Here is a 13,891-nt window from a genome sequence, read left to right as displayed (position 1 = left end):
TATTCGCCGAAAAAAAGGGTCGGGGCAGTGTACCACATCCACCGCAGACCGCTGTGGTCAACTGGAAGCTCAGGTTGACAGGGGGCGCGCAAGGGGAGCGAAGGGGCCGGGGAGTTGCTATCATGGCTCACAAGGGATTTATAGAGGAAAGACAACGTTATGGCACAGGTAACCTTCAGTTCACAGCAGCGGGATGCGCTGTTTGGTCAGTCCCCCTGGGACGCGGTGTTGGTGGTCAGCGATCGATTCGAGCTGGCTCAATGGCCGGAGGTGTCGCAGTTGATTCAGCATGCGGCATCGGTGGATCAGCGCATCGGCAGCGAAGCCACTCTGTTGTTGGCGCCAGGGCTGGCTGGTGGCCGTTTGATCTTGGCTCCCACCGGTGATCTGGGCAGCGACTATGAAGACGCCCGCCGCTTTTATGAAGCGGCAGAGACCGGCATCAAGATGGCGTATCGCGCCGGTGCCCGCAATGTGCTGTTGCTGGTCGATGGTCCGAAAACCGATGCCCGTTACCTGTATGGCGCCGATGTGGCGGCCCTGGGCTGTGGTCAGGGTCTGTATCTGAATCCGGATGTGGAGGACAGTACCCAAGTTCGGGTTGGGGTGTTGGATGGTCAGGATGCCGATAGGCTCAATGCGCTCGAGCATGGGCGGGTTGCAGCCCGGGACCTGTGTGGCGGCGATCCGGAACAGATGGCGCCACCGGCGTTTGCGGATTATTGTCTGGCGCTGTTTGAGGAGGAGCCGCTGGACGTCTCCATCATCGATGATGCCGAGCAACTGGTGCGGGAGTACCCGCTGCTGAGTGCCGTGGCCCGCAGCAGTTTCGCCGTAGCCCGCCACAGCGCCCGGGTAGTGCGGGTGGAGTATTGCCCCGAAGGAGAGATTCACCAGACCTGGTTGATTGCCGGCAAAGGCGTGACCTTCGATACCGGCGGCGCCGATTTGAAAGTCGGCGGCTCCATGGCGGGCATGAGCCGGGATAAAGGTGGCGCGGCGGCGGCGGCGGGATTGATGAAGGCGGTGGCGATGCTGCAGCCCAAAGGGATACGAATCATCGCCGAGTTGGGGCTGGTGCGCAACAGCATCGGCAGCGATGCCTTTGTGCCTGACGAAATCATTACCGGCCATGCCGGTGCCAAAGTCCGCATCGGCAACACCGATGCCGAAGGGCGACTGGTGCTGGCGGACCTGCTGTCGCACCTGCGCCAGCAGGCCGACCAGGCCGTGAACCCCAGGGTCTTTTCCCTGGCGACTCTTACCGGTCACGTGGGCCGGGCCTATGGGCCCTATACCGGCGTGGTGGAAAACAGCGTGGCCCGCAGTGGCCAGCTGGGCCGGGTGATGCAGCAAGTGGGGGAGCGCTGGGCAGAGCCGGTGGAGTTGTCGACGCTGCGACGGGAAGACTTCGCTCAGGTGGCGCCGCGCAGTGAGTCGGAAGATCTGTTGTCCTCCAACAACGGGGCATCGGTCAACATCAGCCGTGGTCACCAGTTTCCACTGGCCTTCCTGCTTAAAGCGTCTGGCCTGGACCGGTATCACCTCGGCAGCGACAAGCCCATTCCCTATCTGCATGTGGACATCGCCTCCAGCGCGGTGGAAGCCAGCAACCCGCTGTACGGCAAACCGACCGCGCGGCCGGTGGCCACCCTGCTGGCGATGATGGCCGAGCTGTAATGCCGTTACTCAGGCAGGGGCCCGCTCCCTGCCTGAGGCCCGTGGGGCTCTAGAATCAACTTGCCGACGTGGCGTTTCTGTAAAAAGACCTGCTGGGCCTGGCGTATCTGCGACAACGGAAAGCGGCCCGCTATTTGGGGGGACAACTCGTCCCGTTCGAGGTAATCCAGCAGGTTTTCAAACACTACTCGTGGCTGAACCGTGCAGCCCAGCAGACTGAGATCTTTCAGGTACAGGGTGCGCATGTCCAGCTGTACCAGCGGGCCGGCAATGGCGCCGGCGATGGCGTAGCGTCCGCCGCGACAGAGCAGCTCCATTAAGGTGGCGGTGTGATTGCCGGCCACCAGATCGATCACCACCTGCACCGACTCCGGCCCCACCTCGGCCAGCAGATCACTGTCTCGACTGAAGACCCGCTCTACCCCCATGGCCAACAGCGACGCGTGCTTGTTGGGCTGCGATACCGCCCAGACTCTGGCATTGCGGCGCCGGGCCAACTCGATGGCGGCACTGCCGACGCCGCCGGAAGCGCCAGTGATCAGCACCCGTTCGCCGGCGCCAAGGTTGGCGCGATGCAACATGTTTTCCGCGGTGGAGTAGGCGCAGGGAATGGCAGCCAGTTCGGCATCGCTGAGGCGACTGTTAACCCGATACGCCTCCGAGGCCCGGCACAGGGCAAACTGAGCGAAGGCACCGTCGCACTCTGAGCCCCAGGTAATGCAGTCGGGATGATCGTCGGTAACGGCGTGCAGCGGTGACTGCAGCGGTCGCACCAATACCCGCTGGCCCAGCCGTTGTGGCGCCACGCCTTCGCCGACGGCGACAATACGCCCGCAGCAATCGGCCCCCTGAATGCGGGGAAAGGACAGCGGCTGGCCGGCCCAGGAGGCATCCTGACTGGCGAGGGCCTCAAAGCCGTGACGGCCGCCGGCATCGGTTGCCTGAGTCACGGACTTGGAGTACCAGCCGATGCGGGTATTGATGTCGGTATTGTTGATGGCGGCGGCCCCGACTCGAATCAACACCTGATTCGGACCTGGGCTGGGCACCTTTAGATCGGTTCGGTAGTTCAGTGTCTCCAGCCCTCCATGGCCGCTGAGTTGGACGCCACTCATGGTGGTGGGGAGAGAAGGGTGAGTCATGGCGCAGCTCCGATCTGAGAATCAATAAGGGCAGGGTAGGGGCACGCTGTTATTCAGGCAAACGAATAAAATTGGAGTATGATTTAGTAAACCTGAATCACTGGAGCCGCCGATGCCCCCTACGCTGCCGCAGAATACCGATACCCGCCCATTGCTCGACATCGAGTTGCTGAACACGTTTTTGGCGGTGGTGAAACACGGTGGTCTCAAACCCGCTGCGACCGAGGTGTATCGTTCCCAGGCGGCGGTCAGCATGCAACTGAAAAAGCTGGAGGCGCAACTGGGAACCAGCCTGATGAGTCGCTCCAATCGGGGCATTCAGTTGACCCAGGCCGGGCAGACATTGAAACAGTATGCGGAACGGCTGGTGGCACTGAATGCCGCGACGGTGTCGGCGGTCAGTCAGCCTCTGATCACCGGTCAACTTCGTATCGGTGTGCCCAGTGAGTACCTGCCGGCGCTGCTGCAAAAAATGATGCCGGCGTTGTCGATGGAGTTTCCCGGGTTAGACGCTCGTATCGTATGCCAACGCAGCCGGGAGTTGCAGCGCTTGATGGCGCTGGGCGCATTGGATATGGCCATTGTGGCTACCGACAACGCCGACGAGCGTGCCACCGTGTTATGGCAGGAAACCTGGGTTTGGCACGGCGCGCCGCGGCTGTTGATGACCCCGGAACAGCCATTGGCGGTGGCCCTGTTCAGCGAGGACTGCCTGGTTCGGGATTGGGCGTTGGCGGATCTTAAGTCCGGTGGGGCTGGACATAAGGTGGTGCTGTCGACGGCGGTGATGGATAACGTGCTGGCAGCCGTCAATGCCGACGTGGCGCTGGCCCTGGTGCCAGAGTCGGTGTTGGCCGCGGAGTCGCGTCCTGCTTTACCTGACTATCTGTCCCGTAAACGGCGATTGACCATTAGCCTGTTACACCAGCCCGAGTTGGAACGGCAACGGGTCAGTCGAATACAGGCCTGCATCCTGAGGGCGTCCCGGGCAATCCGGGCTGAGGATGAATAAATGGCAGAAAGTGGGTCTGAAAGTGTGATCAACGCCACCGTTGTTGGGCTGCTTCGGGGTGGGCTTGTCATTTTAAAGGCGTTTTGTGACGCTGGTCGCGCCGGGAGGGTTCATTTACATTGGTTATCATGTAATAAACTTTCAGAAATGGCGGTTTTTTTAAATTAATTCACAGAAAAGCTTGTAATAAAATTACAAAAAGGTATTATAGCAACTGTCGGGAGGCAACTCCCCCTAGTAAAGCCAGATTGGTTTTCTTGCCTCAAAGGGTTGAGGCAAAAGTTTCTCCAAGGAACTGAGCGAGCTGTGCCAAGGAACCGCACCACTTTCACTAGGTGTTAGCATTTTTATCGGAGAACAATTATGAACTACCAATTCGCTTACAACGTTTCCCTTCACGGCAGCTGGTCAAACATGAGCTGGAACGCGACTGCGATTTACTTCGCTCGCTAAGAAGGACGGTAACGGACACCGTTACTCAGCCTCACTTCGGTGAGGCAACAGTATCTCCAGGGAACCGAGTCGCTGTGCCAAGGAACCGCACCACTATTTTAATCAGTGTTAGCAATTTATCGGAGCATACACAATGAACTACCCATTCGCTTACAACGTTTCTCTTCACGGCAGCTGGTCTCACATGAGCTGGAACGCCACCGCGATCTACTTCGCTCGCTAAGAGAAACCGTAACGGCGTCGCCGTTACCCCGCCTCACTCCGTTGAGGCAACCGTATCTCCAAGGAACCGAGTCGCTGTGCCAGGGAACCGCACCACTATCGAATCAGTGTTAGCAACTATCGGAGCATACATTATGAATACCCCATTTGGTTACACCGTTAACCTGTATGGCAGCTGGTCATCCGCCGGCTGGAACGCGACCGCAATTTATTACGTTCGCTAAGCTTTACCCTTTGTAATTTCATCAGTTACTTGTTTTAGACCCCATCTGTGCCATTGGCGGGATTCGCCGATGGTTGTACGGTCCAACTTTGTCATCCTTGACGCCGGCAACCTTGTTGCCGGCGTTTTTTTATCTGTTTTCGCCGGCATCCTGGTACCCATTGGCGTATGCCTAGGCTAAGGGGAACGTCGAAACAGAGTCTGAACCGAGTTTAACCTGTCGGTTAATCCCGATCACATTCCTGCGCATTTTCATAACACTTTTGCCATCATTTTGGCCTTTTGCTTGCTGAAATGAGGCGAAATCCGCATAATTGCGCCGCAACTGCCCCAGGCAGTGCGACTCTGTACTCAAATTATTAAAATACAAAAAAATTAGGACATCCTATGTTGGAAAAGCTCTTCAAGCTGAAGGCCAACGGTACCAGCGCGCGCCAAGAGGTGATCGCCGGACTGACGACCTTCCTGGCGATGGCTTATATCATCTTCGTAAACCCATCGATGCTGGCCATTGCCGGAATGGACCAAGGGGCCGTGTTTGTGGCCACCTGTCTGGCGGCTGCCATCGGTTGTTTCATTATGGGCTTTGTGGCCAACTACCCCATCGCTCTGGCACCCGGGATGGGCCTGAACGCATTCTTCACCTTTGTGGTCGTCGGTCAGATGGGCTACTCCTGGCAGACGGCACTGGGAGCGGTATTCCTGTCCGGTCTGTGCTTCCTGCTGCTGTCGGTAATTAAGATTCGCGAGTGGATCGTCAACGCCATTCCCATGTCGCTGCGACTGGGCATTGCTGCAGGCATCGGCCTGTTTCTGGCGTTCATCGGCCTGCAAAGTGCCGGGATCATCGTCGATAACCCGGCGACCCTGGTGTCTTTGGGCGACGTGACCCGTTTCGAAAGCATCATGGCGATGCTCAGCTTCCTGATGGTGATTACCCTGGTGCATTTCCGCCTCAAAGCGGCGGTGCTGATCAGCATCCTGGTGGTAACCGTGCTGGCACTAGTGTTCGGTAAGCAGGAGTTTACCGGCATCATGTCGACGCCGCCGTCGATCATGCCGACCCTGATGCAGATGGACCTGGCCGGTGCCATGGAAGTGGGCATGTTGTCGGTGGTGTTCGCCTTCCTGTTTGTGGATCTGTTCGATACCTCAGGTACCCTGATTGCAGTGGCCCAGCGCGGTAACATGCTCGACGACCAGGGCAAATTGCCTCGTCTGAGCAAGGCGTTGTTTGCCGACTCCAGTGCTACCATCGCCGGTGCCATGCTGGGAACCTCCACCACCACCAGTTACGTGGAAAGCACCGCCGGTGTTGCCTCCGGCGGCCGGACCGGCCTGACCGCGGTGGTGGTTGGCCTGCTGTTCTGTGCCTGTCTGCTGTTCTCGCCACTGGCGGGGATGGTGCCTGCTTACGCCACCACCGGGGCGCTGTTGTACGTCGCCATCCTGATGATGTCTGGCCTGGTGGGCGTGGACTGGGAAGATCTGACCGAAGCGGCGCCAGTAGTACTGACCACCCTGGTGATGCTGCTCAGCTACTCCATCTCTCACGGCATCGCCGTGGGCTTCATCAGCTACGCGGCACTGAAGCTGATGACCGGCCGGTTCCGGGATCTGAACCCGGCGGTGGCCATTCTGGCGGTGGCCTTTATCCTGAAATACGCCTTCCTATAAGCAAGTCGTATAAAAAAGCAACGAGTCGTGATGGGCGTCCCTTTTAGGGGCGCCTTTTTGCGTTTTTAAGATGTGCTTTGAGATGGCCTGAGTTATAAAGGAGGGATGTGTCTCTAACTGTCAGTACGATGTCTTCTTTATCAACGTCCTATAAACGCGTGGTGGTTAAGCTTGGAACCAGTGTTCTCACCTCTGGGGGAGAGTGCCTGGATCGGGCCCACATGGTTGAATTGGTGCGCCAGATGGCTCGCCTGAAACGCGGCGGCTGCGAGGTGATTCTGGTCACGTCCGGTGCCATCGCCGCAGGACGGGAGCATCTGGGACAACCGAGCCTGCCCAACAACGTGGCCAGCAAACAGATGCTGGCGGCGGTGGGGCAGAGCCATCTGATTCAGCAGTGGGAGCACCTGTTTAATCTGTACGGCATGCACGTGGGGCAGATGTTGCTGACCCGGGCCGATCTCGACGATCGCGAGCGCTACCTCAACGCCAAGGACACCCTGCACGCGCTGCTGAACTTTGGCATCGTGCCCATCGTCAACGAAAACGACGCCGTGGCCACCGCAGAAATCAAGGTCGGCGATAACGACAACCTGTCGGCGCTGGTGGCGATGCTGGCGGACGCCGACAAGCTGATTCTGCTGACCGACCAGCAGGGGCTGTTTACCGCCGATCCCCGCTCCAACCCCGAGGCCGAGTTGATCTCCGAGGTGAACCGCATCACCGATGAGCTGCGCAAACTGGCCGGCGGCAGTGGCACCAACCTGGGCACCGGCGGCATGGCCACCAAGCTGCAAGCCGCCGACGTGGCCCAGCGGGCCGGAATTCCGGTGGCGATCGCCGCCGGTCACAGCGAAGGGGTGATCGAGCGGTTGGTGCTGGGCGAGTCGGTCGGTACCCGTTTTTGCGCCGATGCCCAGCCCCTGGATGCCCGCAAGCAGTGGTTGCTGGCGGCGCCTTCCAGTGCCGGTTCGGTGACCGTCGACGAAGGGGCGGTACGCGCCTTGGTGAATAAGGGGTCCAGCCTGTTGCCCAAGGGCATCGTGGCGCTGCACGGGCGGTTCCAGCGCGGCGCTACCATCGACATCTGCAACCAGAATGGCCGCATCATCGGTCGTGGCATCGCCCGTTATGACGGTGCCAGCCTGGCCAAAATTCTGGGCTGCCATTCGGATCAGATTGAGCAGCACCTGGGCTTCAGTTACGGCACCGTGGCGGTGCATCGCAACGATTTGGTGATTCTATGACTAACAACGAATTAAGTACTCTGGGCCAGGCGGCCCGCAAGGCCAGCTTTGCGCTGATGTCACTGCGTCGCCCCCAGAAAGACGCCTTGCTGACCAGCATCATTAACGGCATCGGTGCCGCCGAGGCGGAGATTCTGGCGGCCAATGGTCAGGATCTGGCCGATGCCCGCGACGCCGGCCTGGATGACGCCATGCTGGATCGGTTGCTGCTGACGCCGCAGCGACTGGCGGCGATCTGCGCCGACATTCAGACCGTCATCGGCTTGGCCGATCCGGTGGGCGAGGACATCGACAGCAAGCTGCTGGACAACGGCATGCGCCTGAGTCGTCGCCGCATCCCCCTGGGGGTGGTCGGAGTGATCTACGAAGCGCGGCCCAATGTCACCATCGACATCGCGGTGCTGGCGCTGAAAACCGGCAACGCCGCCATTTTGCGGGGTGGCAAGGAGACCCGCCGCAGTAATCTGGCGCTGGTGGCGGTGATTCACCGGGCCCTGGCGGAGCACGGCTTACCCGAGGCCGCCATCGGCCTGATCGACAACCCGGACCGAGCTTTGGTGACCCAGCTGCTGAAGCTGGATCGCTACGTGGATATGATCATTCCCCGTGGCGGCGCCGGTCTGCATCAGCTGTGTAAGGAGCAGGCCACCATTCCGGTGATCACCGGCGGCATCGGCATCTGCCACCTGTATGTGGATGCCAGCGCCGATCTGGATAAGGCACTGGCGGTGATCGAAAACGCCAAGGTGCAGCGGCCGACGGTGTGCAACGCCCTGGACACCCTGCTGGTGAACGCCGAGGTGGCCGATGCCCTGCTGCCGGCGCTGCAGGCGCGACTGGCCCCTCAGCAGGTGACGCTGCTGGGCTGTGAGCGCAGCCGTGGGTTGATCGAGGTGGCGCCCGCCGGTGACGGTGATTTCGACCGTGAGTGGTTGTCTCTGACCCTGGGCATCAAGGTGGTGGATGACGTCGAGCAGGCCATTGACCACATTCGGGCCCACTCCAGCGATCACTCTGAGTCGATCCTGACCGCGGACATGGCGGTGGCGCACTATTTTGCCGCCAGCATCAATTCGGCAGCGGTGTACATCAACGCCAGCACCCGCTTTACCGATGGCAGCCAATTTGGTTTGGGCGCCGAGGTGGCGGTCAGCACTCAGAAACTGCATGCCCGCGGCCCCATGGGGCTGGAGGCATTGACCACCTACAAGTGGCTGGGCGTCGGCGACTACACCGTGCGTCAATAAGCCCTTCCTTTCTCGGCGGCGCTGCATTCGGCCGCGCCGCCGCAGTTTGCTCAATCTCCCTGAGCGGGTACACTGTGCAGCATTGCCCAAAGCGGAAAAAGTATGAAATTTCAGCACCGTCCTCTGGTTCGACTGACCAACCGTATCGGCATTGCCGCCCTGGCTTTGTTGCTGTTGCCCTCTTTGATTGCCGCACTGGTGTATCAGGGGGAGAGCGGCGAGTCGTTCAGTTTTCTGAACCACAGCCTGTCGGAGCTGGGACGCTACGGCACCTCGCCGCTGGCGGTGCTGGTGAACGGCGGCCTGTTTTTCGGCGGTTTGGCGCTGACCCTGTCGTTTATCTTCAGTAACTGGTTGATCAACAGGAGCTTTCGTTCGCCCCTGTTGGTGTGTGGAGTGCTGCTGAGCCTGTGTTTGTCCGGTTGCGGTCTGTTTCCGGTCAACGTCGGTACCCTGCATTCCAAGGCGATGATGGCTTTCTATGCCATGACCATTATCTGCGCCCTGTTTTACTGCCGCTCGATCCTGGTGGATAAGCCGCCGCGTTGGGGGGTGGTTCCGGCGGTGGCGGCGGCGCTGTTTGCTTCCAACCTGCTGTTTCGGGATGACGCCCTGCTGGTGCTGCAGGACCGCTACCCCTTTGGCCTGTTTGGGGCCGAACGGCCACTGATTTGGTGGCCGGCGTTATTGGGGTGGCTGTTGCTGGTGTCGGTTACCCTATGGCTGTTTTATGCGTTGGTGCTGGTATTTCGTGACGGCGAAACGGAGCCGCAGCGGCCAGATCCTCACTAAGGTGGCTTAACCAGTCGGCATCCAGGCTGGGGCCGGGCACCAGCCGCATCCATTCTACCCCTTGTTGTTGCCAGTAATGGACGGCGTCGAGGCGGTCTACCGGGCGGGCACCGTGTGACTGTGGCCCGTTGATGTGCAGCAGATTCTGGCCCTCGAGAGTGGAGGCCAGCGGCACGCTCCTCTGCTGGCAGATTTTGTCGCAGTGCTGCTTGTTGCGCCCCTGAATCCGGGCGGTGGCACAGCGGGCGGACACCGCCAACACCGGCCACCCGAAGCCAATCATCTCCGCCGACAACGGCGCAATCAGCGACTCTCTGGACTCGGCGATTAAGCGGACGGCATTGTCATCGCTGATGTCGATGGGCGGGGTAAAGCCGATGGCACCCAGGCTCTGCATCCAGCGAAGGCTGTCGAGGTTGTACAGGTTGAGGTTGGCACTGGCCCAGAACGGCCGTTTTTGCTCCGCCATCAGCTGCACCGCCGTCAGGTCGCTGGCTTCTACCAGAAACTCCGACTGGCGACAGACGTTCTCCACCAGTTTCAATTCCCGTGGGCCGTTAACCAGGTTCAGGGTCGACAGCACCACCTGCTTGCCACTGTGGCTGGCCGTTTCGGCGTACTCCAGCAGGGTGCGCAGCGCCGGTCGGTCGCGCTTTTCACACACGGTTTCGCCGAGATAGACCCGGTCGACGCTCAACTGGCTCAGTTGCTGCAGCTGTTGTTGCTGCTGTTGGCGGCTCAGGGGCCAGCTGTTCAGGGTTAATGACAGTTTCATCGAGGTTCCTTATCAGTGCCAGCTGCCCAGATAGGCGCCGGTGGTGATCAGGCTGCCCTCTGCCAATTGTTTCAGTTGTCCCTGCCAGTGGGGATCGCTGCGATAGCCATCCGGATCCTGGCGCCAGCGGTCGATGGCCTGGCGCCAGATCTGGGTGACTTGGCGGGTGTAGTAGGGGCTGCGCTGGCGTCCTTCCAGTTTCAGGGCGGCGACGCCGGCACGGCCAAAGCGGGGCAGCAGTGGCAAGGTGGACAGGGAGCAGGGGCGGGAGATGGGGTAGAGGGCTTTGCCTTCGACCACAAACTGGCCCTTACACACCGTCGGGTAGCCGCCGGGCTCGTTGGGGGCGACCCGATCCAGCAGGTGGCCATTGAGGCGCACGTCGCGGCTGTGGTTCTGCGTCTCCCAGCTCACCAGCGCGCCGGGGGAACAGGCGCCGCCGGAGTTGGGGGAGTGGCCGCAGGCGTAATGCGACAGTTGGCATCGGCCTTCGGCCATCACGCACAGGCTGCCGCCGGCAAACACCTCGATCTCCACCGGGCTGTCGGCGCAAATGGCCTCGACGGTGTCGATGTCCAGCACTCGGGGCAACACCGCCCGGGTGATGCCAAACTGCTCGTGAAACAGTTTCAGGGTCGGCAGGTTGGCGGCGCTGGCCTGTACCGACAGGTGGCGCTCGGTGTCCGGGTAGTGGCAGGCGGCGAAGGCCAGCAGGCCGGGGTCGGCCATGATCAGGGCGTCGGCACCGGCTTCGGCGGCGGTGCACACCGCCTGTTGCCAGCGCTGCTCCTGACCGGGTTGGGGAAAGGTGTTGATGGCCACCATCAGCACCTTGCCGCGCTGGTGGCAGCGTTCACTGGCCTGTTGCAGTTCCTCGGCGGTGAAGTTGATGCCGGCGAAACTGCGGGCATTGGTGTCGTTTTTCAGGCCGACGTAGACCGCGTCGGCGCCCGCGTCCAGGGCGTTGTCCAGGGCCGCCAGGTTGGCAACCGGAGCCAGAAGTTCCATGTCTTAAACTCGACTGAATTTGTGGATTTGGCCAATTTACCGGAAACAGAAAACCAGACTTTGATCCTGAACACTGATTGTGACGAAGATCTTATTTACAATGCGTTTTTTGACCTAATAATGGACGTTTAGGTGACCCATACTCTGCCCCATTTTACCCCACCGCTTACTCCCATCGCCTTGGTTTTACAGCAGGTTTTGAAGCTGCGCTTCGATGATTTGCGGCGCCAGGGAGACCTTGATTTTCTGCAAGGCAAACGGATCGCCATTCAACTGAGGGGGATGCCGATGGCGGTGTCGCTGGGGTTGAAAGACGGCGCCTGGCAGATTGACTGGGCCGATGGCAGCGAAGACGCCCTGCTCGATGGCAGCCTCAGCGCCTTCACCTTCCTGGCTTTTGGCCAGGGGGATGCCGATGGGCTGTTTTTTCAGCGTCAGCTGGAGATGAGCGGTGAGACTGAGTTGGCGATGGAACTGAAAGCCCTGCTGGGGCGGGTCAGCCTGCTGCCGCCGTTGCCGCAGTCGCTATTGCCTTGGTGTCAGCGGTTGCTGAAAGGGCCGTTCGGCTAGGCGCTCAGGCCTTGCCGGTGAGGATCAGGTATTTGGCCATCAGGGTGGCGTCGTCTTCCTGGTGCTCAGGATCCGGGTCGATGCAATCGATGGGGCAGACGCTGACGCAGGTGGCCTTGTCGTAGTGGCCCACGCACTCGGTGCAGCGGTCCGGATCAATCTCATAGATCTCCTCACCCATGCTGATGGCCTGGTTGGGACACTCAGGTTCACACATGTCGCAGTTGATGCAGCTGTCGAGGATGATTAACGCCATTATCGTTCCGGTTCGATTGCGAGAGAGGGCGGCGACTTTACCATAAGTTTAGTTGCGAGTCAGCACAGAGCAAAAAGGGCACCCGAGGGTGCCCTTTTGGTTGCCTGTTCGGTGCGGCGCTAGGCTGGTTTGATGGGGTTACGGGTGGTCTGCCCCTCGTCCAGGTTGCGCATCAGGATGGCGTGGCCGAGATTGATCTCTTCCGGCAGCGGCAGGTACACGGTGTGGCCGTTGCCCGGCGCCACTTCCATGGTTTCACCTTTGCGGTTTTCGATGTGCTCCAGGTTAAGGTTGAGGTTGCCCTGTGGGGTCATCAACTCGACGCTGTTGCCAATCTCAAAGCGGTTTTTCACCAGCACTTCCGCCAGGCCCTGCGCGTTGCGCTCGCCGGTGAATTCGCCGACAAACTGCTGTTTCTCGGACACCGAGTAGCCGTAGTCGTAATTCTGGTACTCGTCGTGGGTGTGGCGACGCAGGAAGCCCTCGGTGTAGCCACGGTGGGCCAGGGATTCCAGCGACAGCATCAGATTGGGATCGAACGGTCGACCGGCGGCGGCATCATCGATGGCCTTGCGGTACAGCTGCGCGGTACGGGCAACGTAGTAGAAGCTCTTGGTACGGCCTTCGATCTTCAGCGAGTGCACGCCCATCTTGCTCAGGCGCTCCACGTGCTGAATGGCACGCAGATCCTTGGAGTTCATGATGTAGGTGCCGTGCTCGTCTTCAAAGGCGGGCATGTACTCGCCGGGGCGGTTGCCCTCTTGCAGCAGCACGATCTGGTCGCTGGGGGCACCGGCGCCCAGGGTCGGCTGCACGATTTGTGGCTGGCCGGCGTCGGTTTGCGGGTTGACGGCGACCACGTCACCGGCTTCGTTCTCTTTGGCTTCGTGAACGTTGTAGTTCCAGCGACAGGCATTGGTGCAGGTGCCCTGGTTGGGGTCGCGCTTGTTGATGTAACCGGACAGCAGGCAACGGCCGGAGTAGGCCATGCACAGGGCGCCGTGCACAAACACTTCCAGTTCCATCTCCGGGCACTGCATGCGAATCTCTTCGATCTCGTCCAGAGACAGTTCCCGTGACAGAATCACCCGCTCAATGCCCTGGCGCTGCCAGAATTTGACGCTGGCCCAGTTGATGGCGTTGGCCTGCACCGACAGGTGGATAGGCTGATCCGGGTAGGCGTCTTTGACCATCATGATCAGCCCGGGATCGGACATGATCAGCGCGTCTGGCTTCATCTGCATCACCGGATCGATGTCGCGCAGGTAGGTCTTGAGCTTGCTGTTATGAGGAGCGATGTTGGAAACCACGTACAGCTTCTTGCCCTGGGCGTGGGCTTCGTCGATGCCGGTCGCCAGATTGTCCAGGTTGAAATCGTTGTTGCGCACTCGCAGGCTGTAGCGGGGCTGACCGGCGTACACCGCGTCGGCACCGTAGGCAAACGCGTAGCGCATATTCTTCAGGGTTCCCGCAGGGGACAGCAGTTCTGGCTTAAACATGGTATTCCTATAGCTCTTCAGGGCGGCGGGCATTCTACAGAATGCCCGCCTGCGGATGCAAATTTGATTATAAAATAACCATTGCCAA

General features: G+C 60.2%; 12 protein-coding genes. 7 read left to right on the top strand and 5 right to left on the bottom strand.

The features are described from left to right. The first annotated feature begins 159 nt into the window (after positions 1–159). Positions 160–1,680 carry a leucyl aminopeptidase family protein gene (locus tag J8Z22_RS17750; RefSeq protein ID WP_252007307.1) on the top strand — a complete coding sequence of 507 codons (1,521 nt, stop codon included), beginning with the start codon at positions 160–162 and terminating at the stop codon, positions 1,678–1,680. A 5-nt stretch (positions 1,681–1,685) separates the two neighbouring features. Here the strand turns inward: J8Z22_RS17750 and J8Z22_RS17745 are convergent, their stop codons facing one another. Continuing rightward, positions 1,686–2,822 carry an alcohol dehydrogenase family protein gene (locus J8Z22_RS17745; RefSeq protein ID WP_252007304.1) on the bottom strand — a complete coding sequence of 379 codons (1,137 nt, stop codon included), beginning with the start codon at positions 2,820–2,822 and terminating at the stop codon, positions 1,686–1,688. Positions 2,823–2,934: 112 nt separating this feature from the next. Between J8Z22_RS17745 and J8Z22_RS17740 the strand changes: the two genes are divergently transcribed. The 5 genes from J8Z22_RS17740 to J8Z22_RS17720 all read left to right on the top strand — a co-directional run bounded on the left by J8Z22_RS17740 (position 2,935) and on the right by J8Z22_RS17720 (position 9,695). After that, positions 2,935–3,834 (top strand): LysR family transcriptional regulator, encoded by a 900-nt coding sequence (locus J8Z22_RS17740; RefSeq protein ID WP_252007302.1) that lies wholly within the window; start codon positions 2,935–2,937, stop codon positions 3,832–3,834. Between the two features lie 1,285 nt (positions 3,835–5,119). After that, positions 5,120–6,409 carry an NCS2 family permease gene (locus J8Z22_RS17735; RefSeq protein ID WP_028112114.1) on the top strand — a complete coding sequence of 430 codons (1,290 nt, stop codon included), beginning with the start codon at positions 5,120–5,122 and terminating at the stop codon, positions 6,407–6,409. Positions 6,410–6,537: 128 nt separating this feature from the next. Next, a complete protein-coding gene (gene proB / locus J8Z22_RS17730) occupies positions 6,538–7,656 on the top strand; it encodes a glutamate 5-kinase (protein WP_028112113.1) in 1,119 nt (372 codons plus the stop codon). Continuing rightward, entirely contained in the window at positions 7,653–8,903 is a 1,251-nt protein-coding gene (locus tag J8Z22_RS17725) for a glutamate-5-semialdehyde dehydrogenase (RefSeq protein WP_252007300.1), read from the top strand. Before proB ends, J8Z22_RS17725 begins: the two co-directional genes overlap by 4 nt. Positions 8,904–9,005: 102 nt before the next feature. Further along, positions 9,006–9,695 carry a hypothetical protein gene (locus J8Z22_RS17720; RefSeq protein ID WP_051252453.1) on the top strand — a complete coding sequence of 230 codons (690 nt, stop codon included), beginning with the start codon at positions 9,006–9,008 and terminating at the stop codon, positions 9,693–9,695. On the opposite strand, the gene J8Z22_RS17715 is transcribed toward J8Z22_RS17720, so the two are convergent. After that, complete coding sequence (locus J8Z22_RS17715) at positions 9,616–10,470, bottom strand: U32 family peptidase (RefSeq protein ID WP_252007298.1); 855 nt, start codon at positions 10,468–10,470, stop codon at positions 9,616–9,618. The genes J8Z22_RS17720 and J8Z22_RS17715 overlap by 80 nt on opposite strands. A 12-nt stretch (positions 10,471–10,482) precedes the next feature. Next, positions 10,483–11,478, bottom strand: a complete 996-nt coding sequence (locus tag J8Z22_RS17710) for a peptidase U32 family protein (RefSeq protein ID WP_028112111.1) — start codon at positions 11,476–11,478, stop codon at positions 10,483–10,485. Between the two features lie 132 nt (positions 11,479–11,610). Between J8Z22_RS17710 and J8Z22_RS17705 the strand changes: the two genes are divergently transcribed. Then, positions 11,611–12,048, top strand: coding sequence for an SCP2 domain-containing protein (locus tag J8Z22_RS17705; RefSeq protein ID WP_051252449.1), 438 nt, complete (start codon positions 11,611–11,613; stop codon positions 12,046–12,048). A 4-nt stretch (positions 12,049–12,052) separates the two neighbouring features. On the opposite strand, the gene J8Z22_RS17700 is transcribed toward J8Z22_RS17705, so the two are convergent. Both J8Z22_RS17700 and yegQ read right to left on the bottom strand, forming a co-directional pair. Then, on the bottom strand, positions 12,053–12,304 hold the full coding sequence (locus J8Z22_RS17700; protein WP_028112110.1) for a YfhL family 4Fe-4S dicluster ferredoxin: 252 nt from the start codon (positions 12,302–12,304) through the stop codon (positions 12,053–12,055). A gap of 119 nt (positions 12,305–12,423) precedes the next feature. Continuing rightward, entirely contained in the window at positions 12,424–13,803 is a 1,380-nt protein-coding gene (gene yegQ / locus J8Z22_RS17695) for a tRNA 5-hydroxyuridine modification protein YegQ (RefSeq protein ID WP_252007296.1), read from the bottom strand. Positions 13,804–13,891: the final 88 nt, after the last annotated feature.

The organism is Ferrimonas sp. SCSIO 43195 (assembly GCF_023716685.1).
GTDB classification, from domain to species: domain Bacteria; phylum Pseudomonadota; class Gammaproteobacteria; order Enterobacterales; family Shewanellaceae; genus Ferrimonas; species Ferrimonas kyonanensis.
Note: the sequence above shows the minus strand (reverse complement) of the source record. Positions and strands in the feature narration are given on the sequence as shown.

Coding starts and splice junctions, on each gene's coding strand:
- J8Z22_RS17700 (WP_028112110.1), bottom strand. CDS start 12,304: ATGGCGTTAATCATCCTCGACAGCTGCATCAACTGCGACATGTGTGAA.
- proB (WP_028112113.1), top strand. CDS start 6,538: ATGTCTTCTTTATCAACGTCCTATAAACGCGTGGTGGTTAAGCTTGGA.
- J8Z22_RS17710 (WP_028112111.1), bottom strand. CDS start 11,478: ATGGAACTTCTGGCTCCGGTTGCCAACCTGGCGGCCCTGGACAACGCC.
- J8Z22_RS17725 (WP_252007300.1), top strand. CDS start 7,653: ATGACTAACAACGAATTAAGTACTCTGGGCCAGGCGGCCCGCAAGGCC.
- J8Z22_RS17720 (WP_051252453.1), top strand. CDS start 9,006: ATGAAATTTCAGCACCGTCCTCTGGTTCGACTGACCAACCGTATCGGC.
- J8Z22_RS17745 (WP_252007304.1), bottom strand. CDS start 2,822: ATGACTCACCCTTCTCTCCCCACCACCATGAGTGGCGTCCAACTCAGC.
- J8Z22_RS17735 (WP_028112114.1), top strand. CDS start 5,120: ATGTTGGAAAAGCTCTTCAAGCTGAAGGCCAACGGTACCAGCGCGCGC.
- J8Z22_RS17740 (WP_252007302.1), top strand. CDS start 2,935: ATGCCCCCTACGCTGCCGCAGAATACCGATACCCGCCCATTGCTCGAC.
- J8Z22_RS17715 (WP_252007298.1), bottom strand. CDS start 10,470: ATGAAACTGTCATTAACCCTGAACAGCTGGCCCCTGAGCCGCCAACAG.
- yegQ (WP_252007296.1), bottom strand. CDS start 13,803: ATGTTTAAGCCAGAACTGCTGTCCCCTGCGGGAACCCTGAAGAATATG.
- J8Z22_RS17750 (WP_252007307.1), top strand. CDS start 160: ATGGCACAGGTAACCTTCAGTTCACAGCAGCGGGATGCGCTGTTTGGT.